General features: G+C 68.5%; 22 protein-coding genes and 1 pseudogene. 6 read left to right on the top strand and 17 right to left on the bottom strand.

Going from position 1 to position 22,040, the window contains the following annotated elements; translation table 11 throughout:
- Positions 1 to 81: 81 nt before the first annotated feature.
- From ACK5NO_RS03865 to ACK5NO_RS03850, 4 genes are all read right to left on the bottom strand, one after another.
- Positions 82 to 1,764, bottom strand: a complete 1,683-nt coding sequence (locus ACK5NO_RS03865) for a ribonuclease J (RefSeq protein WP_416811351.1) — start codon at positions 1,762 to 1,764, stop codon at positions 82 to 84.
- Between the two features lie 7 nt (positions 1,765 to 1,771).
- The gene (gene dapA, locus ACK5NO_RS03860; RefSeq protein WP_416811350.1) at positions 1,772 to 2,665 is read right to left on the bottom strand and encodes a 4-hydroxy-tetrahydrodipicolinate synthase; all 894 of its coding nucleotides are present in this window, start codon (positions 2,663 to 2,665) and stop codon (positions 1,772 to 1,774) included.
- Positions 2,666 to 2,918: 253 nt separating this feature from the next.
- On the bottom strand, positions 2,919 to 3,254 hold the full coding sequence (locus tag ACK5NO_RS03855) for a cupin domain-containing protein (RefSeq protein WP_416811349.1): 336 nt from the start codon (positions 3,252 to 3,254) through the stop codon (positions 2,919 to 2,921).
- A gap of 48 nt (positions 3,255 to 3,302) precedes the next feature.
- Positions 3,303 to 3,839 carry a hypothetical protein gene (locus tag ACK5NO_RS03850; protein WP_416811348.1) on the bottom strand — a complete coding sequence of 179 codons (537 nt, stop codon included), beginning with the start codon at positions 3,837 to 3,839 and terminating at the stop codon, positions 3,303 to 3,305.
- Positions 3,840 to 3,951: 112 nt separating this feature from the next.
- Here ACK5NO_RS03850 and ACK5NO_RS03845 point away from each other — a divergent pair, with 112 nt between their 5' ends.
- The 5 genes from ACK5NO_RS03845 to ACK5NO_RS03825 are packed head-to-tail and all read left to right on the top strand — an operon-like array spanning position 3,952 to position 6,998.
- Positions 3,952 to 4,755: a thymidylate synthase gene (locus ACK5NO_RS03845; RefSeq protein WP_416811347.1), complete on the top strand. Its 804-nt coding sequence runs from the start codon at positions 3,952 to 3,954 to the stop codon at positions 4,753 to 4,755.
- Between the two features lie 7 nt (positions 4,756 to 4,762).
- Complete coding sequence (locus tag ACK5NO_RS03840) at positions 4,763 to 5,269, top strand: dihydrofolate reductase (RefSeq protein WP_416811346.1); 507 nt, start codon at positions 4,763 to 4,765, stop codon at positions 5,267 to 5,269.
- Positions 5,247 to 5,960 carry a GNAT family N-acetyltransferase gene (locus ACK5NO_RS03835; protein WP_416811345.1) on the top strand — a complete coding sequence of 238 codons (714 nt, stop codon included), beginning with the start codon at positions 5,247 to 5,249 and terminating at the stop codon, positions 5,958 to 5,960. The genes ACK5NO_RS03840 and ACK5NO_RS03835 overlap by 23 nt, the downstream gene beginning before the upstream one ends.
- Positions 5,961 to 5,985: 25 nt before the next feature.
- On the top strand, positions 5,986 to 6,678 hold the full coding sequence (locus ACK5NO_RS03830) for an AzlC family ABC transporter permease (RefSeq protein WP_416811344.1): 693 nt from the start codon (positions 5,986 to 5,988) through the stop codon (positions 6,676 to 6,678).
- Entirely contained in the window at positions 6,675 to 6,998 is a 324-nt protein-coding gene (locus ACK5NO_RS03825; RefSeq protein WP_416811343.1) for an AzlD domain-containing protein, read from the top strand. The genes ACK5NO_RS03830 and ACK5NO_RS03825 overlap by 4 nt, the downstream gene beginning before the upstream one ends.
- Positions 6,999 to 7,017: 19 nt before the next feature.
- On the opposite strand, the gene ACK5NO_RS03820 is transcribed toward ACK5NO_RS03825, so the two are convergent.
- On the bottom strand, positions 7,018 to 7,770 hold the full coding sequence (locus tag ACK5NO_RS03820; protein WP_416811342.1) for a ZIP family metal transporter: 753 nt from the start codon (positions 7,768 to 7,770) through the stop codon (positions 7,018 to 7,020).
- 36 nt (positions 7,771 to 7,806) lie between these two features.
- Between ACK5NO_RS03820 and ACK5NO_RS03815 the strand changes: the two genes are divergently transcribed.
- Complete coding sequence (locus tag ACK5NO_RS03815; protein ID WP_416811341.1) at positions 7,807 to 8,301, top strand: GNAT family N-acetyltransferase; 495 nt, start codon at positions 7,807 to 7,809, stop codon at positions 8,299 to 8,301.
- A 129-nt stretch (positions 8,302 to 8,430) separates the two neighbouring features.
- Here ACK5NO_RS03815 and ACK5NO_RS03810 read toward each other — a convergent pair whose 3' ends face one another.
- The 12 genes and pseudogenes from ACK5NO_RS03810 to ACK5NO_RS03755 form a co-directional block, all read right to left on the bottom strand.
- Complete coding sequence (locus ACK5NO_RS03810) at positions 8,431 to 8,901, bottom strand: hypothetical protein (protein WP_416811340.1); 471 nt, start codon at positions 8,899 to 8,901, stop codon at positions 8,431 to 8,433.
- Entirely contained in the window at positions 8,902 to 9,645 is a 744-nt protein-coding gene (dapB, locus tag ACK5NO_RS03805) for a 4-hydroxy-tetrahydrodipicolinate reductase (RefSeq protein WP_416811339.1), read from the bottom strand. It abuts the gene before it with no gap.
- Between the two features lie 75 nt (positions 9,646 to 9,720).
- Complete coding sequence (locus ACK5NO_RS03800; protein ID WP_416811338.1) at positions 9,721 to 11,598, bottom strand: efflux RND transporter periplasmic adaptor subunit; 1,878 nt, start codon at positions 11,596 to 11,598, stop codon at positions 9,721 to 9,723.
- A gap of 50 nt (positions 11,599 to 11,648) precedes the next feature.
- On the bottom strand, positions 11,649 to 12,581 hold the full coding sequence (locus ACK5NO_RS03795; protein ID WP_416811337.1) for a hypothetical protein: 933 nt from the start codon (positions 12,579 to 12,581) through the stop codon (positions 11,649 to 11,651).
- A gap of 26 nt (positions 12,582 to 12,607) precedes the next feature.
- The gene (locus ACK5NO_RS03790) at positions 12,608 to 13,840 is read right to left on the bottom strand and encodes an ABC transporter permease (protein ID WP_416811336.1); all 1,233 of its coding nucleotides are present in this window, start codon (positions 13,838 to 13,840) and stop codon (positions 12,608 to 12,610) included.
- Positions 13,837 to 14,559 (bottom strand): ABC transporter ATP-binding protein, encoded by a 723-nt coding sequence (locus tag ACK5NO_RS03785; RefSeq protein WP_416811335.1) that lies wholly within the window; start codon positions 14,557 to 14,559, stop codon positions 13,837 to 13,839. The genes ACK5NO_RS03790 and ACK5NO_RS03785 overlap by 4 nt, the downstream gene beginning before the upstream one ends.
- A 41-nt stretch (positions 14,560 to 14,600) precedes the next feature.
- Positions 14,601 to 15,851, bottom strand: coding sequence for an efflux RND transporter periplasmic adaptor subunit (locus ACK5NO_RS03780; protein WP_416811334.1), 1,251 nt, complete (start codon positions 15,849 to 15,851; stop codon positions 14,601 to 14,603).
- Between the two features lie 108 nt (positions 15,852 to 15,959).
- A complete protein-coding gene (locus tag ACK5NO_RS03775) occupies positions 15,960 to 17,279 on the bottom strand; it encodes a M16 family metallopeptidase (protein ID WP_416811333.1) in 1,320 nt (439 codons plus the stop codon).
- Positions 17,280 to 17,509: 230 nt separating this feature from the next.
- Positions 17,510 to 19,723 carry a polyribonucleotide nucleotidyltransferase gene (locus ACK5NO_RS03770; RefSeq protein ID WP_416811332.1) on the bottom strand — a complete coding sequence of 738 codons (2,214 nt, stop codon included), beginning with the start codon at positions 19,721 to 19,723 and terminating at the stop codon, positions 17,510 to 17,512.
- Positions 19,724 to 20,032: 309 nt separating this feature from the next.
- On the bottom strand, positions 20,033 to 20,302 hold the full coding sequence (gene rpsO, locus ACK5NO_RS03765; protein ID WP_084076792.1) for a 30S ribosomal protein S15: 270 nt from the start codon (positions 20,300 to 20,302) through the stop codon (positions 20,033 to 20,035).
- A gap of 127 nt (positions 20,303 to 20,429) precedes the next feature.
- Positions 20,430 to 21,542: an alcohol dehydrogenase catalytic domain-containing protein gene (locus tag ACK5NO_RS03760; RefSeq protein ID WP_416811331.1), complete on the bottom strand. Its 1,113-nt coding sequence runs from the start codon at positions 21,540 to 21,542 to the stop codon at positions 20,430 to 20,432.
- A 127-nt stretch (positions 21,543 to 21,669) separates the two neighbouring features.
- Positions 21,670 to 22,040 (bottom strand): annotated as a pseudogene (locus ACK5NO_RS03755) (ABC transporter substrate-binding protein); the annotation flags it as partial.

Here is a 22,040-nt window from a genome sequence, read left to right as displayed (position 1 = left end):
CGAGATGACCGGTTGCCACCCCGCGGATCGGCCCCATCGAGACCCATGACGCGGGAGCGGCAGGTGCCGGTCAGCGACCGGCTAGGACTCAATGACGATAGGAATGATCATGGGTCGACGGCGCAGCTTGGTGCCCACGTAGCGGCCGAGCACCCGGCGCATGACCTGCTGGAGCGCGTGCTGGTCCGTTGAGCCGGTCCGAGCGGCCTCCTCGAGCGCGTTCTTGATCTGCGGCAAGATCGCATCGAACACGCTGTCGTCTTCCGCGAGCCCGCGCGCGTGCACCTCGGGGCCCGAAACCACCTTGCCGTTGGCGGAGTCGATCACTGCAAAGACGGACACGAAGCCCTCCTCCGACAGGATCCGCCGGTCCTTGAGCTCGGTGTCGGTAATCTCACCCACCGACGAACCGTCGACGTAGACGTTGTGAGTCTCGACGGCACCCACGACCTGCGCAGCACCGTCCTTGAGGTCCACCACGACGCCGTTTTCCGCGAACACGACGTTGGCCTCAGGCACACCGGTCTTGATGGCGAGCTTGCCGTTGGCCAGCAGGTGACGCACCTCGCCGTGAATGGGCATCACGTTGCGCGGGCGCACGATGTTGTAGCAATACAGCAGCTCGCCCGCGCTCGCGTGACCGGACACGTGCACCCGGGCGCTGCCCTGGTGCACCACGGTCGCGCCCAAACGCATGAGGCCGTTGATGACGCGGAAGACCGCGTTTTCGTTGCCCGGGATCAGGGACGATGCGAGGATCACCATGTCCCCCGTGCCCACCCTGAGCTTGTGGTCGAGGGTGGCCATGCGCGACAGCGCCGCCATCGGCTCGCCCTGCGAGCCGGTGCACATGTACACCACCTGCTCGGGCGGCAGGTCGTCCGCCTTCTTGGCGTCGATGAGGATGTTCGCCGGCACGTCGAGGTAGCCCATCTCGGCGGCGATGTTCATGTTGCGCACCATCGAGCGGCCCACGAACGCGACGCGACGGCCGTGCGCGTGTGCGGCGTTGATGACCTGCTGGACGCGGTGCACGTGGGAGCTGAACGACGCGACCACCAGGCGGCCAGTAGCCTGCGCGAACATCTGGTCCAACACGGGCGTGATCTCGACCTCGGCGGCGGTGAAGCCGGGCGCCTCGGCGTTGGTCGAGTCGGTCATGAACAGGTCGACGCCCCGCTCACCGAGCTTGGCGAAGGCGCGCAGGTCGGTGATGCGCCCGTCCAGCGGGAGCTGGTCCATCTTGAAGTCACCCGTGTGCAGCACCGTGCCGGCGTCCGTGGTGATGAAGACAGCCAGCGCGTCGGGGATCGAGTGGTTGACAGCCACGAACTCGAGGCCGAACTTACCCAGTTGCTCCTGCTGCCCCTCCTTGACCGCGAGGGTCACGGGGGTCATGCGGTGCTCCTTGAGCTTGGCCTCGATGAAGGCAAGCGTGAGCTGCGAGCCGATGATCGGGATGTCCTCGCGCAAGCGCAGCAAGTAGGGCACCGCGCCGATGTGGTCCTCGTGGCCGTGCGTCAGGACGATCGCCTCGACGTCGTCCATGCGGTCCTCGATGTAGCTGAAGTCCGGCAAGATCAGGTCGACGCCAGGCTGGTGGTCCTCGGGGAACAACACTCCGCAGTCGACAATCAGCAGGCGGCCGTCAATCTCGAACACGGCCATGTTGCGGCCGACCTCGCCCAGTCCGCCCAGGGGGACGATGCGCAAGGTGCCGGGCTCAAGGGGCGCCGGCTCGGTCAGCTCGGGATGGAAGTTCACTGCTCTCCTAAGGAAGGGCGACCCCCGCTGCGGACAGCGCATCGGCGAGGGAGGCGAACTCCTCGTCGTCGAGCGCAAGCAAGGGAAGTCGCATGTGTCGGGATGGGATCACGCCCAGCAGCTGCATGGCTGCCTTGGCGTTCGCCGCTCCGGGGCCGTTGAAGATCGCGGTGTGCACCGGGAGCAGCTCCTGATGGAGCGCTTCCGCGCGGGCGGTGTCGCCAGCGTCGTGTGCAGCGATCATCGCGGCGATACGCTCGCCGGCGACGTGTGCGGAGACGGAAACCACGCCGGACGCGCCGGCGCGGAGGAAGTCGAGAGTGAGAGGGTCGTCGCCCGAGTACCAGGCAAGTCCCGTGCGGGCGATGCGGTCTTTGGCGGGCTCGACCGCTCCCGTGGCGTCCTTGTTGGCCACCACCGTGTCGAGCTCGGCGAGCGCGTCGAGCGAGTCGTCCGCGAGGGCGACACCCGTGCGGCCCGGAATGTCGTAGAGCATCACGGGCACGGCCGAGGCCGCCGCGATGGCGCTCAGGTGCGCGACGATCCCTTTTTGCGAGGGCTTGGAGTAGTACGGCACCAGGGCGAGGATGCCGTCAACGCCTGCCTCCGCCCCCTGCTCCGCCATGCGCACGGCGTGGGCCGTGTCGTTGGAGCCCGCACCCGTGAGGATCGTGACGTCCGAGCCGACCGCGTCGCGCACGGCGTGGATCAGGTCGATCTTCTCGGGGACGTGCGTCGTAGGCGCCTCGCCGGTCGTGCCCGACAGCACCAGACCATCGGACCCGTGGGCAACGAGATACTTCGCGAGCGCCGCCGCGGAGTCGAGATCGATTGCGCCGTCATCGTGCAGCGGGGTCACCATCGCGGTCAGCACAGTGCCGAACGGGCGCGAAATCGTCATGCGCATAACTTACCGCGAGCGAGCCCACCCCTCCCGCGCACCAGCCGGCTTGCGCATCGGCCGTCATGGGCAGTGTGGACGGAGGTCGGCCGCCGCTGCCCTGCACTGGCCTGCCTTCCCCTGGCTTCGTTCCCCTGCCCCGCCCTGCCCCGAACTGCGAACCGCCTGGGGGTCGACACGCGGGCGCGGCGTGCCTCGCGGCAGAGGCGCGCGGCGTGTCGGCGCCGAAACCGGTTCGCAGTTCGAGAGTGGGTCAGCCGCCGCGCGTGGCGACCGTGAGCAGCACGGCACAGTCCGTGACGGCGACGAGCCCATGGCGCACCGGCGGGATGACGATGAAATCGCCCGCGCTCATCGCCGATGCGTGCTCGCCGGCCGTGAACGTCACCTCTCCCCGCAGCACCTGCAGCGTGGCCTCGGCAGGACTGTCGTGGTCGTGGAGGCGCTCACCCGCCTTGATCGCGATCAGCGTCTGGCGCAGATCGCGATGATGATCGCCCACGAGTGTCACCGAATGCCTACCGCTCGCCGCCGCGTGAGCGAGGGCAAGTTGTGCGTCGACGATGCTGACCAGACCGATGAGCTCCATCGGGCCATGGTGCCTGAGCGCCACTGCGCGCGCCAGTGGTGCGCGGGCCTACGGCATGCTTACCGCGAGCGCGCCCGCCTGCGCTGCAGTGATCGCGCCTGCCCCATCGATGACGAGAATCGCTTGCGTGGCCTCGAACTCCGGCACCTCGGTGCCTCCGATACCCACCGCGGGGAAGGTCAGCGTGTCCGCGGTGGCCGTCGGCTCGGACAGCTCAACGATCACCGAATGGCTACCCCCAGCATTGGTGCCCACGAGGATCGCTCGAGGCGCGGTGTCACCAAACTGGTCCTCCCACTGCTGCACGACCTTGGAGATGGGCGACTGGCTGGCCTCACGACCGTCCGCGAGTGTCACGCCCACCACCGCGGGCGCGGGGTTGGTCAGCGCGATCGACTCAGCCGAGACCACAGCGCTATCAGCGGCGATCACCCAGAGGTCACCCTGGGGCGAGCGCGTGAGGACTGCAGCGACAGCCCATCCTCCCGCGATGCCGAGCAGTAGCGTGATCAGCGCGACGATCGCGGTGATCTTGAGCCGCGTGCGCGGCTCGCTTCCCTCGGTCACCGTGTCCGCATCGGCCATGTCGCCCCCTATGAGCTGTGAATCTCCCGACCACAGCAATCTCCCGAAACACAGTGTCGCGCATGTCCCCTGGGTTCGGCCAGGTATCAGTAACGCGGCGTAGTCTGTCGCCATGCCCGCGATCCCCACTCCATACGAAGACCTGCTTCGCGATGTCCTGGCGACCGGCACCCGTAAGGAGGACCGCACCGGCACTGGAACGCTGTCGGTGTTCGGACGCCAACTGCGCTACGACCTGTCCCAGGGCTTCCCGCTCATCACGACCAAGCGCGTCCATGTGCGCTCCGTCGTGGGCGAGCTGCTGTGGTTCCTCCGCGGCGACACCAACGTGCGTTGGCTTCAGGAGCGCGGGATCTCGATTTGGGACGAGTGGGCCGACGAGCACGGCGATCTGGGCCCTGTGTACGGGTACCAGTGGCGCTCGTGGCCCGCTCCCGACGGTTCACACGTCGATCAGATTGCGGCCGTGATCGAGTCGATCCGCACCAAGCCTGACTCGCGCCGCCACATCGTGAGTGCATGGAACCCCGCACTCGTTGACGACATGGCCCTGCCGCCGTGCCACGCGCTGTTCCAGTTCTATGTTGCCGACGGCCGCCTGTCCTGCCAGCTGTACCAGCGCAGCGCAGACCTCTTCCTTGGCGTGCCGTTCAACATCGCCTCCTATGCCCTGCTGACCCACATGATTGCCGCGCAGACGGACCTCGAAGTGGGGGACTTCGTGTGGACCGGCGGCGACTGCCACATCTACTCGAATCACCTCGAGCAGGTCGAGCGCCAGCTGTCCCGCGACCCCTACCCCTACCCAACGCTGCGCCTGCCTGCCAAGGACTCGCTGTTCGACTACGACATCGACGACGTCGTGATCGAGAACTACCAGCACCACCCGGGCATCAAGGCCCCGGTCGCGGTCTGAGCCGCCCGTGTTGAAGGCCATCTGGGCGCAGGCCCGCGACAGCGCCGGCCGCCCGGTGATCGGGGCGGGCGGCGACATGCCCTGGAGCGTGCCCGAGGACCTCAAGCATTTCTCGACGCTCACGCGCGGCGGAGCTGTCGTCATGGGCCGGCGCACGTGGGAGTCTTTTCCCGAGCGTTTCCGGCCCCTGCCGGGCCGCGTCAACGTGGTCATCACCTCGGCACCGAGTCTCGAAGGAGCCGATGCGGCTGTCGCCTCCGTCGACACCGCCATCGAGACCGCCGCTCGTCTGTCCCCGAATGGCGAGGTGTGGATCATCGGCGGCGGGCGTGTGTACGCCGCCACGCTTGACGCTGTCGAGCACCTCGAGGTCACCGAACTCGACCTTGAGGTCGAGGGCGACACCTTCGCACCGACCGTCGACCCCGTGGCATGGGAGCTCACCGCAGCAGGACCCTGGGAGACGTCGCGCACGGGAGTGCGCTACCGCTTTGTCACGTATCGCCGTCGGTGAGGCAACTGCGCTGGCCGACTCGCGCATCGGGACCGAGCGCGTAGGCGCCCGCGCCTGGCAGACTCTGCCCATGTACACCGTGCCGCACCGCATCGAGACGTCGCGCCTGGTGATTCGCCGCTACGAGGAGACCGACGCTCAGCAACTCGTCGATGTCGTCGTGCGCAACATGGACCACCTGCGCCGCTACATGGAGTGGATCGCTTTCGAGCCCCAGACGCTCGAGCAGCGCCGTGAGTTCATCGCGTCGACCAACGCCGCCTTTGACTCGGGCAAGGACTACACGCTGGGCATGTTCGACCTCGACGGCGTCCTCGTGGGCGGCACCGGGTTTCACGTGCGTACCCGCCCCGAGCGGCTCGAGATCGGCTACTGGATCGACGAACTGCGCGAGGGTCAGGGCCTGGTGACCGAGGCCGCGGCCGCGCTGACACGGGTGGGCTTGACCTTCACGGGTGCGACCCTCATGGACATCAGCCACGCGGCGTCTAATGCGCGCAGCGCTGCAGTGCCACGCCGGCTCGGATTCGCGCCCCACGACGCGGGCGGACCGGAGGTTTTCGACGACGGCAACAAAGTTGCACGGACGTCGTGGTGGGCCACGCGGGACACGCTCGGAGGTGAGGCGTTCGACGCCCACCCGTACCCACGCGTTTTCGACTCGACGAACACCGAGCTGACATGGCCCTGACCGCGCTTGCACCGTCGCGGGACGCATGCCCCGCCTGAGGCTCGATGCCGCGCGCCAGCAGGCCCTGTCGGTGGCGGTCGCCACGGGCGCCTACGGGATCAGCTTTGGCGCGCTGTCCATTGCGGCCGGGCTCGACGTGTGGCAAACCGCAGCGCTGAGCCTGCTGGTGTTCTCGGGAGGCTCGCAGTTCGCGTTCATCGGCGTGATCGGCGGGGGCGGCACCGCAGTGGCGGCCGTCGCCACCTCTACCCTGCTGGGCCTGCGCAACGGCTTCTACGGTGTGGGACTCGCCCCCGTGTTGCGGCCCATGCGCGGCTGGCGTCGGGCCTGGGCCAGTCAGATCACCATCGACGAGTCCACGGCCGTCGCCCTCGCCCAGCCCGCTGATGATCCCGCGGCCCGGCGCGCGGGCTTCTGGTGGACAGGCGTGACCATCTTCGTCCTGTGGAACGCGATCGTCGTGCTGGGAGCGCTGCTCGGCACACGCATCGGCGATCCTCGTGACTGGGGGCTCGATGCAGCGGCCGCTGCGGCCTTTCTTGCCCTGGTTTGGCCGCGCCTGGCGACACGTCGCGCGCAAGCGGTCGCCGGCGCATCGGCCGTGGTGGCCTTGGCACTGACCCCGGTGGCACCTGCGGGCATTCCCGTGCTCGCCGCCGCCGCGGTTGCCATCATCGCCGGGTGGAACGCGGCTCGCACGCAAGAGGTGCCCTCATGAGCGCCGACGCCTGGCTGTGGGTCGCGATCATCGCGGCGGGAGTGCTCGCCTGGGCGACCAAGTTCGCGGGGCACGCGGTGCCCGAATCGTGGCTTGAGCACCCGCGCGTGCATCGGATCGCCGCCTACGTCACCGTCGCGCTCCTCGCGGCGCTCGTCGCAGTGCAGACGTTTGCCAGCGGTCAAGCCGTCGTGCTCGACGCGCGCGTGGCCGCGGTCGCCGTCGCGGCGGTGCTGCTGTGGCGGCGCGCGCCGTTCATCGTGGTGGTGGCCGCGGCAGCGATCATCGCCGCGGGTTTGCGTGCTCTTGGCTGGGGCTGAGCCCCGGCGGTCAGCGGTGCTAGGTGAGTTCGTTCATGACGAAGGCGACCAAGAACCCCGCGGTGGCAATCAGGCCGGTCGCCCAGTGATCGTCCTCGAAGGCCTCGGGGATCATGGCGTTGCACACCATCGCCAGCAGCGCGCCAGCGGCGATGGAGACGACCACCGCGAGCACCGCCTGGGGCGCATCGGCGAGGAACACCACGCCCAGCACTGCCGCCACCACCGTGGTCGCGGTGATTCCCGCCCACAAGCCAAGAATCGAGCGCGCCGACTTGCCGCCTCGCTTCATCGCGACTGAGCCGCCGAGCCCCTCGGGGATGTTGCTCAGCCCAATCGCGGCGACGACGGCGAGCGGAAACTGACCCGACAGCGCGACCGACAAGCCGATCACGATCGCCTCAGGGATGCCGTCCAACAGCGCCCCCACCGCGAACGCTCCCCCGCCCTCTTCGGCATCACCGCCCCGGCGCGCAGAAATGTTCCGCGAGTCGCTGCGATGGCGCGCCGACTGTCGCGCAACCAAGCGGTCGCCCGCGACGTAGAGGATCGCGCCGCCCGCGAAGCCCACGACCACCGGCATCACTCCCCCGGCGTCGCGTGCCTCGACCACGAGTTCGAGGGCGAGGGTCGCCACCATCACTCCGGCACCGAAGGCCATGATGCCTGCCACGCCCCTGCGCGGCACGTCCCAACGGATCGCGATACCGGCTCCGATCAGCAGCGTTCCGATCCCGAGCGCCGCCGCCACCGCCGTGGTGACCAGGTCCATGGCCTGACCATAGCCCAGCGGCCCTAGGCTTGCTCCATGCCTACCGCAGACGTCTCCGCCCGCCCTGCCGTCCCCGGCGATGAAGACGCCATCGCGGGTATCCAACTCGCCGCGTGGAAGGCCACGCTAGGGGCCGATGCGGTGGCCGGACTGCCGCGCGAGGACATTGTTGGCGCGTGGGCGATGTCCATCACCGCGCCGCCGTCGCGCGAGCACAAGGTGTTTGTCGCCACGGACGGTCCACACGTGGTGGGATTCGCGGCGTTGGCCTCTGGCGGTGAGATTGTCGCGCTTGAGGTCGCACCGGAGCACCGCCGGCTGGGTCACGGCTCACGCCTGCTCGCCGCTTGCGTCGACACCGTGCGGATCCAGGGTGGCACGACGGTGCGGGCCTGGGCTCTCGTAGGGGACGATGCGCGTGAGGCCTTCCTCGCGGGCGCGGGCCTTGGCGAGGGCGGGGTCCGCCGCGCCATGGAGGGCCCTGACGGCGAGCTCGCGGAGCGGATGTTCAGGGCCGAACTGGCGGCGTAGTCGCGCGCCGAAGGCTTGGCGAGGCGCGCACGGGTATCCAGCGCGCACGCAGCTGGGTCAACCCGTCGTGACGGGTATCAACGGTGGGGTGAGGTTGCGGGGCGTCAGCGGGACGCGCGGCGCTGGGCGTCAGCGCGCAGCGCGGCGCTGGGCTCGATAGAGCTGGGCGGCACGCTGCATGGACTTGCGCGCCATCGACCGATCCCGGTTGGCGTCGTAGGCGTGCGAGACGGCGAACCAGGCCTCCCACTGCTCGGGCCGGGCCTCGACTTCCAGCCGCGCCGCTTCGAACACGCGCTCAGCAGCCTCATCGGTGAGTCGCCCTGCCGCGGTGGTCTCGCCGTCATGAACGGGCAGGGCGCCATCGCGGTCGAGTTCATTGGCCATGCGCTGCACGGTGATCCCCAGCCGCCACTCGTGGACGAGGTACCACACGCCCACGGTGGGCAATACGAGCAGGGCGCCACCCATGATCTTGGCGTCGAGCTCGTCTGCACGCAGGAACGCGACGGCGAACTCCGCGACAAAGGCGAAGTACACCGCGACAATCACCGTGATGGCGACGGCCGCGAGGAAGGCGGGGCTGCGCAAGATGCCCATCTAGAGCGACATGTACCGGTCGAGCCCGACCGTGAGTCCCGGGTGGTTGCCCACCTGACGCACGCCCAGCAACACGCCAGGCATAAAGGAGATTCGGTCAAAGCTGTCCGTGCGGATCGTGAAGGCCTCGCCCGCGTTGCCGAACATGACCTCTTCGTGGGCGACCATGCCTCGCAGACGCACGGCGTGAACCCGCACGCCAGCGATGTCGGCGCCGCGCGCACCGTCGGGGTCGTGCGTCGTGGCGTCGGGCATGGGCGGCAGCCCGGCCGCGGCGCGCGCAGAGGCGATACCGTGCGCGGTGTGCACGGCGGTACCCGAGGGAGCGTCCACCTTGTTGGGGTGGTGCATCTCGACGATCTCGGCTGACTCAAAGTAGGGAGCAGCGGCCGCAGCAAAACGCATGGCCAGCACCGCACCCAGCGCAAAGTTGGGGGCGATCAGCACGCCTAGATCGGGGCGCTCGCGGAGGTGCTCGTCGACCCGTGTCAGCGCATCCTGGGTCCAACCGCTGGTGCCAACGACCGCGTGAAGACCGGCATCGATCAGCGCGTGAACGTTAGCCTCGGTGGCATCGGGAACGGTGAAGTCCACCGCCACATTGGCTCCAGCATGCACGGCCGCAGAGACGTCCTGGTCCGCATCGAGCGCGGCCACGAGGGCCAGGTCAGGCGCCGCTTCGACGGCCTGAACCACGTGAGAACCCATGCGCCCTGCGGCGCCCAAGACTGCGACATTGATCATGTGGTGAGCCTATCGGGCTGCACACGGCGCGAGCCCCACCACCAGGCGGTGGCAGGGCTCGCGTGAGAGGTGTGGCTAGGCTCCGGGACCGCCGCCGCTCGGCATTTGGCCACCACGACCGGGCATCTGGCCGCCGCCTGGCATCTGCATGTCGCCACCGTCGGAGTCTTCCTCGTTCAGCCCCGACAGCAGGCCGCGCGACTCGGACTCCTCTGTCTCCTCAGAAGTGATCTCAAGCGACAGGTCGGCGAGCACCACTTCGTCACCCTGCTCGATACCGGAAGCCACCTCGGTGTAGACCGAGCCAATGGCGCCCGTGACGATGGCGACCTCGCTGACCGTGCCGTTAGCCGCGAGGACCTGCACTGTGGCGTCGCCAGCGGCATCCGTCACGGCCGACGTCGGCACGACGAGAACGTCAGACGAGCCGGCGACCGTGATCTGCATGCGCGTGGCCGCGCCGATCCGGATGTCGAAGCCCGGGTCCGGGATGGCCACCGTCACCGCATAGGACTGCGAGAAGGAGTTGCCGGAGTTGACGTTGCTGACAGAAGCCACGACACCGTCAACCACGTCACCCGTGCTGCTGAGCGTGACCTGCGCCTCTTGGCCCACCGCGAGAAGTTGCACCTCGGTGAGGCTGACCGACAGCGACACCAGGTAGGCGTTGTCGGCGACCAGCGTGATCACCGCATCCGTGCTGGAGGCAGAGACCTCGTCGCCCGCGGCCATCGTGACTGACACCACTTCTCCAGCGACGGGAGCGGAAATCGTCGCGTACTCGAGCTGCTGCTGCGCGACCGTGAGGGCGGCCTCGGCCGCAGTGATCTCTGCCTTGTCGGCGAGGATATCGGCCGCGCTCGGCACCGTCTCTTCCTCGCCTGCCATGCCACCGCCTGCACCTGCGGAGCCTGAGCCGTTGCCACCGCCGCCTGCATCAAGACCACCCGAGCCGGATTGATCGCCACCACCGTCGCCTGCCCCGTCGCCGGTGACACCGCCAGCGTCAGGGCCAGTCGAGCCGCCAGCGTCAGGGTCAGTCGAGCCGCCCGTGTCAGGGCCAGTCGAGCCGCCCGTGTCAGGGTCAGTCGAGCCGCCTGCGTCGGCGAGTGCCTGCTGGTACGCGGCGAGTGCTTCATCCACGGCGACCGCAAGGTTCATGAGCTCGTCCTGAGCGGCCATCGAGGCCGCAGAGGCCTCGAGTGCCGTTGCGGTGGCATCCTGGCAGGCCGCGAGCGCATCGGCGAGGTCCGACTCGACGTCACGCGCCTCACCAGTGTCGCCACCATCCGTGTCGCCACCATCCGTGTCGCCGCCGTCAGTGTCGCCACCGGACGCGTCAGTAAACGCCGCGCAAATGGTCTGGGCGTCCGCGGCTGCCTGATTGGCTTCGGCCAGCAGTGCGGTTGCCGTGTCGTACTGCGCCAGCAACGCCTCTTGTGCTTCGACGAGCGCGGCCCGTGCCTGCTCAACTGCGTCGGTTGTCGTGGCATCAGCGGTCGCCGCCGTCACCGCGCTGGCCGCGCCGGCGGTCACCGCCGCGACCGTCGTGAAGGTCGCTAGCGTCGAGGACGAAGGCGTCGAGTAGGACACGCTCGAAGCGCTTGACGAACTGTCGGAACTTTGCGCCTCGAGATCGTCGGCTAGAGCCTCTTCCGCGTCAGCCAAGGCTTCCTCAGCCTCAGTCACCGCATCGTCAAGGTCATCCGTGTCGAGCGTTGCCAAAAGCTGGCCGGCTTCGACCGTGTCTCCCACGGCGACCGAGACCTCGTCGACAGTGCCAGCGACCTGAAAACTCACGTCTTCCTGGCTTGCCGACTCGATGGCCCCCGTCGTGGTCAACGTCTGAGTCACGTCACCCGTCGTGGCCTTCGCCGTACGGTACGCCGCCGACGACGGTGTCGCACCCGTGAGCACGAAGGCCCCGACTGCGCCGCCAGCAATGACGGGCACGGCAACGAGGCGCCACCATCGCCGTGTGCGCTGAGGTGAAGCCTGCGACATCACTCCCCGCTCTCGTCGAGTCCGTCGAGGCCGTCGAGGCCTTCGCCGGTGCCACCGGGCATCCCGCCACCCATGCCGCCAAAGTCAGACGTCGAGAAGCACCCTTCCTCGCCGGCAGCGGACAGCGCGATCTCGGTGGCGTCGTAGCCTCCCGAGCCGTCCTCCTCACCCTGGGCCGTCAGGCACAGTCCTACGGCGACCGCATCGGCCGTCGTGGCCTGGGTACCGGTGATGGTTGCGTCGGCGCCGACGGTGACCACTGTGGACTCGCCGTCGGTGGACTCGATGGTCAGCGACCCGTCCTCGACGGCCGTGACCGCACCGATCACCATGTCGCCAAACCCGCCCGGCATCTGGCCGTCATCGCTGGGCATCTCAGGCATCTCGCCCTCCGGCATCGCGGTGGGCATCTCGCCACGCTCGCCACCGTCGGGCATCTCGCCCTCCGGCATGCCACCCTCCGGCATCGCGGTGGGCATCTCGCCAGGCTCGCCACCCTGCGTCCCATCGCCGCCGGGCACGCGACCGCCGCCTCCAAAGCCGCTGGAGCACTCGCCGTCCTCGTCGGCCTCCGTCACCGCGACCGAGGTCGCGACGTCGTCCTCAACGCTGACGCGGACACACGACCCTACGGCAATGTCTGCGAGCGCAATCTCGACCTCCTCCGTGAAGGTCGTGTCGTCGGTGTAGCGCACCGCGGTCTGCGAGTCGCCATCCTGGACCTGCGCCACGCCATCCGAGACATACGCGATCTCGCCGCTGATGCCCGAGGGCATGGAGCGCTCCTGCTCCACGGGCTGCTCGCTGCTCTCGGGAGTGGCGGCAGCCGCATCGGTCGTGTCCTCCGTGGCGTCCTGAGAGGAGCAACCGGCAAGGAGTGCGAGCCCTAAGCAAGCGGCGATCGCGGTGCCGCGCGGGGTGGTGGTCTTCATGAGTGGGGTCCTCTCTAGGGTCACGTTCACTGGTCTCGAAGTGCATCGATGGGGGCCAAGCGTGCGGCGCGAGCTGCCGGGTAGACCCCGAACACGGCGCCAATTCCGACGGCCACCACCACAGAGACCACCAGCGCCATGCCGGAGATCACGATGGTCGAGCCGAGTACGCCGGGCAGGGCGAGGGCGAGGCCGACGCCGATGATGACGCCGATGGCACCTCCGCTGAGGCCCAGGATCATGGCCTCGATAAGGAACTGGTTGCGAATGGCCGCCGGAGCCGCACCGAGCGCCTTGCGCAGGCCGATCTCCTTGGTTCGCTCGGTCACGGAGACAAGCATGATGTTCATCACGCCGATGCCGCCCACCAGCAGAGCGAGCGCAGCGATACCCGTCAGCAGCACCGTCAACTTCTCGTACACCGAGGTCGCGGCGTCGATGAGGGAGTCCTGGACGTCAATGCTGAAGTCGGCGTCGTCGGCGGAGCTGATGCCATGCAGGTTGAGCAACAGAGCCTGTGCCTCTTGGGACGCGGCGCTGAGCGCATCGGCCGACGAGGCCTTGATGTAGATGGTCTGGACGGACTCGCTGGAGCCCGAAGAGTCGAGCGAGTCGACCATCGTCGTCATGGGCACGACGGCCATGTCGTCCAGGGACGTATCGCCCGAGGATCCAGCTTCCGTAAGAACGCCGATCACCTCGTAGGCGTCGCCATCGATGGTCACCTCTTGGCCCACCACGTTCGTCGAGCCAAAGAGCTCCTGTGCAGTCTCCGACCCGAGCACGATCACCGGCGACGCAGCCGTGATGTCGTCCTCCGTGAAGAAGGAGCCGTACAGCAACTCACGAGAGCGCACCTCGGTCCAGCTGACAGAGGTGCCAGTCACCGTCGTCGACCAGTTGCTCTCGCCATACTCCAGGGACAGGTCCGCGGTCTTTTCTGCAGCGACGGCGACGGCGTCGGGCACAGCGACCGGCGAGGCCAGCGCATCGGCATCGCTCAACGTCAGGGTGTCGCCGCTACCAAAGCCGCCGCGCATGCCGCTGTCGTCCGTCGACGACCCGGGCGACACAATGAGGAGGTCAGATCCGAGCGAGGCGATCTGCTCGCTGACGTCTTTCTGGGTACCCAAGCCCAGACCCACGGTCAACACCACTGAGGCGATTCCCACGACAATGCCGAGCATCGTCAGGGCGGAGCGCATCTTGTGGCTGCGGATGGCCCGCCATGAGCTGGCAAGGAGGTCGGCCGTTCTCACTTCGCGATCTCCGTTCCTGCGCCCACAAACTGGCCGTCCGTGACGTTGTAGACCGTCCCCGCACGCGCGGCGACGTCGCTTTCGTGGGTGATCAGCACGATCGTGGCGCCTTCGGAATGGAGGTCATCAATCATGCCCAGGACATCCGCAGTCGAGCGCGAGTCCAGGTTCCCGGTGGGTTCGTCAGCGAGCACGATCGCGGGCTCCGTCACCAGCGCCCTCGCGATCGCCACGCGCTGCTGCTGTCCCCCCGAGAGCTGACCGGGGTGGTTGCGTGCCTTGTCGGCGAGCCCCACGCGCTCGAGCGCCCCCATGGCGCGTTCGCGCCGTTCCGCGGGCCCCACCCCCGCGTACACGAGTGGCAGTTCGACATTCCCGGCGGCCGTGAGGCTGGCAAGGAGGTGGAATTGCTGGAACACAAAGCCGATGCGCCGGTTGCGTGCCGAGGCAAGCGCGTCCTCATCGAGGGTCGAGACGTCCTCTCCAGCAAGGATGTAGCTGCCAGACGTCAGCACGTCGAGGCATCCCAAGATGTTCATGAGCGTCGACTTGCCCGAGCCCGAGGGCCCGACGATCGCGACGTACTCGCCGGGGAAGATGCGGCAGTCGATGCCACGCAACGCCTCAAACTCGATATCGCCAGTGTGGTAGGTCTTGCGGGCACCGGTGAGTTCGATCACCGGCTCCGTGGCCAGCGTGGCGCTGGGCGTGGAAGTCATGGTCAGTCCTTTAGTCGGGGGTGCAGGGCCGATGCGCGGGCTCAGTTGCCGGGCATCCCGCCGCCGGGCATTTGCCCGCCGCCGCTCGGCATCTCGCCGCCGCCAGGGAACTCGCCGCCGCCGGGGAACTGCATGTCCATTTGGCCGTCCTCGGACGTGGAGCCCTCCGAGGTCATGACCGTGACCTCAAGTTGCTCTCCCTCAGTCAGACCATCGGTGATCTCGGTGTAGCTGCCGATGGTCTCTCCCGTGGTGACTTCCCGCTCGGCGCCCTCGCCGGAGCCGTCAACGACGGTGACGGTCGAGACGCCGTCCGTGGTCGTGATCGCATTGGTAGGAATGGCGAGCACATCCGTGCGGCGCAAGTAGACGATGCTGGCCTCAACCGACGTGCCCTCATACAGGCCCTCGACGGTGCCGGTCACCAAGAGCTCGACCGCATAGGTGGCCGTGCCTCCGGTGGTGCTGGGCAAGTTGGAGATCTCCGAGACCACTCCAAAGAACTCGCCGTCATAGTCTTCGGAGGTGAAGGTCACCTGATCGCCTTCAGCGATCTGCGCCACCTCGCTCTCGGTGAGGCTGACTGCGACCGTCCATTCGTCTTCACCGACGATGGTGACGCCGGTCGACGACGTGGTGGTGGTGGCACCGCCACCCATGGCGCTCTGGTCGCCTCCGGTGCTGCTCGAGCCGCCGGACACCACGTCGCCTACCTCATAGGGCTGCGACGTGACGAGTCCCGCGATGTCGGCGACGAGCACCGCATCGTCCATGGCCTCCTCGGCGTCGGCTACCGACTCTTCGAGAACCGCCACGCGCGCCTCGGCCGCGGCGATCTGCGCCTCCGATGAGTCAGAGCCGTCGTCGGCGTCCTCAAGGTTGGCCAGCGTTGCCTCGGCCTGCGCGAGCTCGGCCTCGACCGAGCGCAAGGATGACGTCAGCTGGAGCGTGTCGATCTGGGCGATGACGTCGCCCTCGGCGACCGTGTCACCCGCTTCGACGTAGACGTCGGTCACCGTGCCGGAGGCCTCGAAGGCCAGGCCCGAGGTCGCCACTGCGGCCAGAGTCCCCGTGGTGGTTACTGACTCCTCAAGCGTCTGCAGGCCCACCGTGACGGTCTGGGCCTCGCCCCCGCCCATGGCGCCCTCACCCTGGGCGAACGCCTCAGGGCCGGTGTCGCCGGCGGGTCCCCACAACGCCATCGCGCCCACCCCCAGGCCAGCGCCAGCGCCCAGTGCGATGAGGGGGATTCCCCACGCGCGAGCGCGGGTCCAGCGGGAATTCTTGGGCATTGTCCGTCCTGTCGGTCGTGACTCAAGGGGTCACGAGCAGACTAGGGACGCAGCCTCAGAGAACGCTGAGAACTGGCTAGGAGTGCCTCCGTCAGCAGAAAGTGCCTGTTAGATCGCGGGACCGACCCTCACCGACACACGCTCGCGCGAAGCCAACTCGGCCGCGAGGCTCGCCACGTCATCGGCCGTGACTGCCCGCACCTGGTCGAGCGACTCGCCGATGCTCCACAGCTCACCGAACACCAATTCAGCCTTGCCCAAACGCGACATGCGGGAGTAGGAGTCCTCGAGGCGCAGCACCGTCGTGCCCGCGATCTGGCCCTTGGCCTTGAGGAGCTCCTCCTCAGTGACGCCCTGTGCGAGCCGCTCGAGTTCCGATGCCAGCAGCGCCTCCACCTCGGCCGCATTGGCGGGGTTGCAAGCGGCGTACATGCCCCAGATGCCGGTCTCCGCGTTGGGCGCACCGAACGAATAGACGGAGTACGCGAGGCCGCGCTTCTCGCGCACCTCTTGGAACAAGCGCGACGACATGCCGCCGCCCAGGATCGCGTTGGCGACGGCGAGCGTCGAGCGGCGCTCATCGGTGGCGCGGAATCCCTGGGAGCCCAGCAGGACGTGGCACTGCTCGAGGTCGCGCACGATCCGCACCTGCGGATCCAGCGTGGCGTCCACGCGAGCCCGCGTGTCGCGGCGTGCCAGCGGCGCGACCTCACCGGTGAGGTCCCATCCCCCGGCCACCAGCGCATCGGCCACCAGGGTGCACACCATCTCGTGGCTGACGTTGCCCGCGGCGGTAATGATCAGCCCCTCGGGCACGTAGTGATCGCGGTAGTGCTCACGCACGGCGTCACGCCCCACCGCCCGAATGATGTCCGCAGTCCCACCGATGGGTCGGCCCAGCGGGTGTCCGCCCAGCACTGCCTCGGTGAAGCGCTCGTGGGCCACGTCGCCCGGGTCGTCCTCCGCCATCGCGAGTTCCTCGAGGATGACGCCGCGTTCCATGTCGAAGTCGGCCTGGTCGAGCCGCGCCGACGTCACCATGTCGAGGATCACGTCGACCGCAAGCGGCAGGTCGGTGTCGATGGTGCGTGCGTAATAGCAGGTGTACTCCTTGCCGGTAAGCGCGTTGGACTCGCCTCCCACGCGGTCAAAGGCCTCGGCGATGTCGAGGGCCGTGCGACGCTGCGTGCCCTTGAACAGCAGGTGCTCGAGAAAGTGCGTCGAGCCAGCGTGCTCGGGGGTCTCGTCACGACTGCCGACGCCCACCCAGGCACCAAAGGTCGCCGAGCGCATGCCAGGGATGTGCTCGGTCAGCACCCGCACGCCGCCAGGCAGCACGCTGCGCTGAATGATCGCGCCTTGGTCCTGCTCGACCGTGAGATGAGCACCAGCAGCGGACGTGGGAACCAATGGAAGGTCATGAGGCATAGGGGTGAGCCTAACCCGCTCCCGAGTCCGCACCCCGCCGAGCACGTTCGAGGGCGCGATCCGCGATCTCGCCCTCACGCCGTGCAATCCGAGCGAGGATGAGGGAGCATCTCGCGCATCGGCCCTCATCCTGGCGCGCGAGCACACGGGGCCGCATACACCCCGGACATGCCACGAGGGCGGCCCCGGTTTCCCGGAACCGCCCTCGTGGGTGAGTCAGATGCTGACGATTACTCGCCGGCCTCCTCGTCGGAACCCTCGTTCGAGCCCTCCTCGATCACGCCGAGCGACAGCTTGCCGCGCGGGTCGACCTCGGTGATCTCGACCTGGATCTTCTGGCCGATCGCCAGGACGTCCTCGACGTTCTCGACGCGCTTGCCGCCCACGAGCTTGCGGATCTGCGAGATGTGCAGCAGACCGTCCTTGCCCGGGGTGAGCGACACGAACGCGCCGAACGCGACCGTCTTGACGACGGTGCCGACAAAGCGCTCGCCGATCTCAGGCACGTGCGGGTTGGCGATCGCGTTGATCGCCGCGCGCGCGGCCTCAGCCGACGGGCCATCGGTCGCGCCGATGTACACGGTGCCGTCGTCCTCGATGGAGATGTCGGCGCCGGTGTCGTCCTGGATCTGGTTGATCATCTTGCCCTTGGGGCCAATGACCTCACCGATCTTGTCGACGGGAATGCGCACCGAGATCACGCGGGGAGCGTGCGGGCTCATCTCGTCGGGCTCGGAGATGGCCTGCTCCATGACGCCCAGGATGTGCAGACGCGCGTCGCGGGCCTGGCCCAGCGCGCCGGCGAGCACCGAGGCGGGGATGCCGTCGAGCTTGGTGTCGAGCTGGATGGCGGTGACGAACTCGGAGGTACCGGCGACCTTGAAGTCCATGTCGCCGAACGCGTCCTCGGCACCCAGGATGTCGGTCAGCGCCGCGTAGCGGGTCTCACCGTCAACCGTGTCGGACACGAGGCCCATGGCGATACCGGCGACGGGGGCCTTCAGCGGCACACCGGCGTTGAGCAGCGCGAGCGTCGAGGCACACACGGAGCCCATCGAGGTCGAGCCGTTCGAGCCGAGAGCCTCGGACACCTGACGGATGGCGTAGGGGAAGTCCTCACGCGACGGCAGCACCGGCACCAGGGCACGCTCGGCGAGCGCACCGTGGCCGATCTCGCGGCGCTTGGGCGAGCCCACACGACCAGTCTCGCCCGTGGAGAAGGGCGGGAAGTTGTAGTGGTGCATGTAGCGCTTCTTCGTCTCCGGGTTAAAGGAGTCGATCTGCTGCTCCATCTTGAGCATGTTCAGGGTGGTGATACCCATGATCTGGGTCTCACCACGCTCGAAGATCGCGGAACCGTGCACGCGCGGGATGGGGCCCACCTCGGCCGAGAGCGGACGGATGTCACGCAGGCCACGACCGTCGATGCGGACGCCGTCCTTGAGGATGCGCTGGCGCACCGTCTTCTTGGTGACGGAACGCACCGCAGCCGAGATCTCCTTCTCGCGGCCCTCGAACTGGGCGCCGAGCGACTCAAGGGCGGCTGCCTTGATCTCGTCGAGGCGGTTCTCGCGGGTCTGCTTGTCGGCGATCTGGAGGGCCTCGGTGAGGTCGGCCTCGGTCGCAGCGGAGACGGCGGCGAACACGTCGTCTTCGTAGTCGAGGAAGCGCGGGAACTCCTGCGTCTCCTTCGCGGCGGCGTTCGCGAGCTCGATCTGCGCCTCGCACAGCGCGCGCAGGAAGGGCTTGGCGGCCTCGAGGCCCTCGGCCACGACGGCCTCGGTGGGGGCGGTGGCGCCCTCGGCGACGAGGTTGAACGCGTCGTCGGTGGCCTCTGCCTCGACCATCATGATGGCGACGTCGTCACCGGCGATGCGGCCGGCCACGACCATGTCGAACACCGCGCGCTCCTTCTCGGAGTAGCGCGGGAAGGCGACCCACTGGCCGTCGATGAGCGCGATGCGCACACCGGCAACGGGGCCGGTGAAGGGCAGGCCGGACAGCTGCGTCGACGCCGAGGCGGCGTTGATGGCGAGCGTGTCGTAGGCGTCGTCGGGGTTGATCGCGAGGACGGTCACGACGACCTGGACCTCGTTGCGCAGGCCCGACACGAAGGTGGGGCGCAGCGGACGGTCGATGAGACGGCAAGTGAGGATCGCGTCCGTCGAGGGGCGGCCCTCGCGACGGAAGAACGAGCCGGGGATCTTGCCTGCGGCGTACGAGCGCTCCTCGACATCCACCGTCAGGGGGAAGAAGTCGAAGCCGTCGCGGGGGTGCTTGCCGGCCGTGGTGGCCGAGAGCAGCATCGTGTCGTTGTCGAGGTAGGCAGCGACGGTACCGGCGGCCTGCTGAGCAAGGCGACCCGTCTCGAAGCGGACGGTACGGGTACCGAACTTGCCGTTATCGATGACCGCTTCTGCGGCCTTGATCTCGGGACCTTCCATGAGGGAAGTCTCTCCGTTCTGATCGAGGCAGGCCAAGCGAACTCAAGGGGCCGTGTGGCCTCACTGATCGTCAGTCGACATGCTCAGACTCACGTCCGCGTCGTTGGCGCGGGGATTCTGCTCATCTCCACCGAGGATCAGCGTCCGGCTGTCCTGCCAGGTGTGTGAAATTGAGCGCCGATGCTCACGCACCGGGCAAGGTCCATGCTAGCAGGGCACCCGCTGGGGACGCCCCTGACATGCGAAAGACCCGGCCGCTCGACCTCCGTGACGGAGGGAGCGACCGGGCCGAGCGCGACCGGGTGTGCCTTAGCGGCGCAGGCCCAGGCGCTCAATCAGCGAGCGGTAACGCTCGATGTCGACACGCGAGAGGTAGTTCAGCAGGTTGCGGCGCTTACCGACGAGCAGGAGGAGGCCACGACGCGAGTGGTGGTCGTGCTTGTGCTCCTTGAGGTGCTCGGTGAGGTCGGTGATGCGCTGCGTGAGGAGCGCGACCTGGACCTCGGGCGAACCGGTGTCACCCTCGACGGTGGCGTACTCGGTCATGATGGACTTCTTGGTGGCTGCGTCAAGAGGCACGGCTCACTCCTTTTTCGTCTCGTTGCGCGGAGCTCCCGGGCTTGTTCTCCGGGGGCACTGGAATCCGCGGCCGTTTCACGGCGACGGTCAATCATACACGCGCGACGGCTTCGCGCGCCACGCCCTCTCAGGGCCGATGCGCCGGCTCGCCGCGCGTGACCGCGGACGCGGGCGTTCCCGGGGCGATCGCCACGCGAGCGATGGATCCGCCCGAGTGTGCCACGGCCTCCACGACCGCCTCAAGGCCGCGCGGCGGGGAGACGATGTCCGCCCACGGCCTCATCGCGTGTGTCGCGGCAAGGAACGTGACGGCGTCCAACACGTGTCGCGGCGAGGGACGCCCGAGCCCGAGCAGTGCGAGCCCGTCGCGACTGAGGCGCTCCACGTCGACCACCGCATCGGGCACCTGGGCCCTGGCACCCGCCACCACGGCGACGCCCCCACGTGCCAGCGAACCGCTGACCCTGACGAAAGTGTCCGCTCCCCCGGCGGCGTCGATCACCACGTCGCAGGCGGGCACGCGCGCGTCCACGTCGAGCGCCGCGTCGGCGCCGAACGCCAGCGCGCGTCGGCGGCGCTTGGCGCACGGATCCACCGCCGTGGTCGACGCAGCGCCGGCTTCCACCGCCATCGCGAGTGCGGCCAGCCCGATCATGCCAGCGCCGAGCACCACCACCCTGCGGCCCGCGATGGCGCCCGCGCGGTCGATGGCCGCGGCTGCCACCGCGAGCGCGCAGCCCGCGGGTGCCGCGACCGCGTCCGGCACGCCGGCAGGCACCAGGGCAAGTGCGGCGCCTGCGGGAAGAAGCATGTGGCTGGCAAGGCTGCCCGTGAGTGCCCAGGTATCGGTCATGGCCTGGCGGCCCAGCTCGCGCGGCTCGGCACATGCGGCGGTCGCCCCTGCGGCGCACGCACCACAGGTCCCACAGCCCACGTCTCGCGCCCACACCACGCGCATGCCGGGGGCGAGCGAGATGCCGTCCACGGTCAGCGCCTCTGCTCCCCTGCCGACTGCCTCAACGACGCCCACGCCCTCGTGCCCCAGCACGGTGGGCCACGATCCGAGTCGCCGCTCGCGGATGGCGTCGCGGACACAGCCGCAGACGGTCGCGACGCTCACCCGGATGAGCACCTCGCCCGCACGGGGCGGCGGGCATGGAATCGAGGTCACCCCGATGCCCCCGGCGCCTTCCCACAGCGCCACACGGGCGGAGGAGGCGGGGGCGATGACAGGCGGCACGTGCGCGACCCTCTCGCGCGCGCCCGCCTCGGCACAAGCACGCGGCGCCGCCGTCCGCGCGTTGTTCAGCGAAGGTTCACCGGTCCGTCATCGCCGGAGCCTCCCGGTGACGAACGGAGGGTGAGCGTTACTCGCGCTCGTACCTGTCGAGGTGCGGTACCTGCGGCTCGGGAAGGATGGCGCCCGCAGTGGCGGACCAGGCGTCGAGCCACCGTCCATCCTCCATGGCCTCCTCAAGGACGTCGTCGATCCACAGCCGGAAGTCGTCGTCCTCGAGCGCCACGCCAATGCCGTAGGGCTCGGCCGTGAACGCTCCTCCGACGATCTTGAACTGGCCCTCCGCGTCGGCGGCATATGCGGCCAGTATCACGTCGTCTGTCGTCACGACGTCCACCTGGCCAGTGCGCAACGGTTCGATGCAGTCCGAGTAGTCGTCGTAGAGCACGAGTGACGCCTCTGGTGCGACGCGCGCGATGGTGTGTGCCGCCGTCGCGCCCT

Source organism: Demequina sp. (assembly GCF_047975725.1).
GTDB lineage: Bacteria > Actinomycetota > Actinomycetes > Actinomycetales > Demequinaceae > Demequina.
This window is presented reverse-complemented; position numbering and strand designations above follow the sequence as displayed.

Bases quoted from the DNA above. Each gene is read 5' to 3' on its own strand.
- ACK5NO_RS03780 (WP_416811334.1), bottom strand. From the start codon at position 15,851: ATGCCCAAGAATTCCCGCTGGACCCGCGCTCGCGCGTGGGGAATCCCC.
- ACK5NO_RS03770 (WP_416811332.1), bottom strand. From the start codon at position 19,723: ATGGAAGGTCCCGAGATCAAGGCCGCAGAAGCGGTCATCGATAACGGC.
- ACK5NO_RS03850 (WP_416811348.1), bottom strand. From the start codon at position 3,839: ATGGCCGATGCGGACACGGTGACCGAGGGAAGCGAGCCGCGCACGCGG.
- ACK5NO_RS03795 (WP_416811337.1), bottom strand. From the start codon at position 12,581: ATGAAGACCACCACCCCGCGCGGCACCGCGATCGCCGCTTGCTTAGGG.
- dapB (WP_416811339.1), bottom strand. From the start codon at position 9,645: ATGATCAATGTCGCAGTCTTGGGCGCCGCAGGGCGCATGGGTTCTCAC.
- ACK5NO_RS03825 (WP_416811343.1), top strand. From the start codon at position 6,675: ATGAGCGCCGACGCCTGGCTGTGGGTCGCGATCATCGCGGCGGGAGTG.
- ACK5NO_RS03820 (WP_416811342.1), bottom strand. From the start codon at position 7,770: ATGGACCTGGTCACCACGGCGGTGGCGGCGGCGCTCGGGATCGGAACG.
- ACK5NO_RS03810 (WP_416811340.1), bottom strand. From the start codon at position 8,901: ATGGGCATCTTGCGCAGCCCCGCCTTCCTCGCGGCCGTCGCCATCACG.
- ACK5NO_RS03815 (WP_416811341.1), top strand. From the start codon at position 7,807: ATGCCTACCGCAGACGTCTCCGCCCGCCCTGCCGTCCCCGGCGATGAA.
- ACK5NO_RS03785 (WP_416811335.1), bottom strand. From the start codon at position 14,559: ATGACTTCCACGCCCAGCGCCACGCTGGCCACGGAGCCGGTGATCGAA.
- ACK5NO_RS03845 (WP_416811347.1), top strand. From the start codon at position 3,952: ATGCCCGCGATCCCCACTCCATACGAAGACCTGCTTCGCGATGTCCTG.
- dapA (WP_416811350.1), bottom strand. From the start codon at position 2,665: ATGACGATTTCGCGCCCGTTCGGCACTGTGCTGACCGCGATGGTGACC.
- ACK5NO_RS03830 (WP_416811344.1), top strand. From the start codon at position 5,986: ATGCCCCGCCTGAGGCTCGATGCCGCGCGCCAGCAGGCCCTGTCGGTG.
- ACK5NO_RS03775 (WP_416811333.1), bottom strand. From the start codon at position 17,279: ATGCCTCATGACCTTCCATTGGTTCCCACGTCCGCTGCTGGTGCTCAT.
- ACK5NO_RS03855 (WP_416811349.1), bottom strand. From the start codon at position 3,254: ATGGAGCTCATCGGTCTGGTCAGCATCGTCGACGCACAACTTGCCCTC.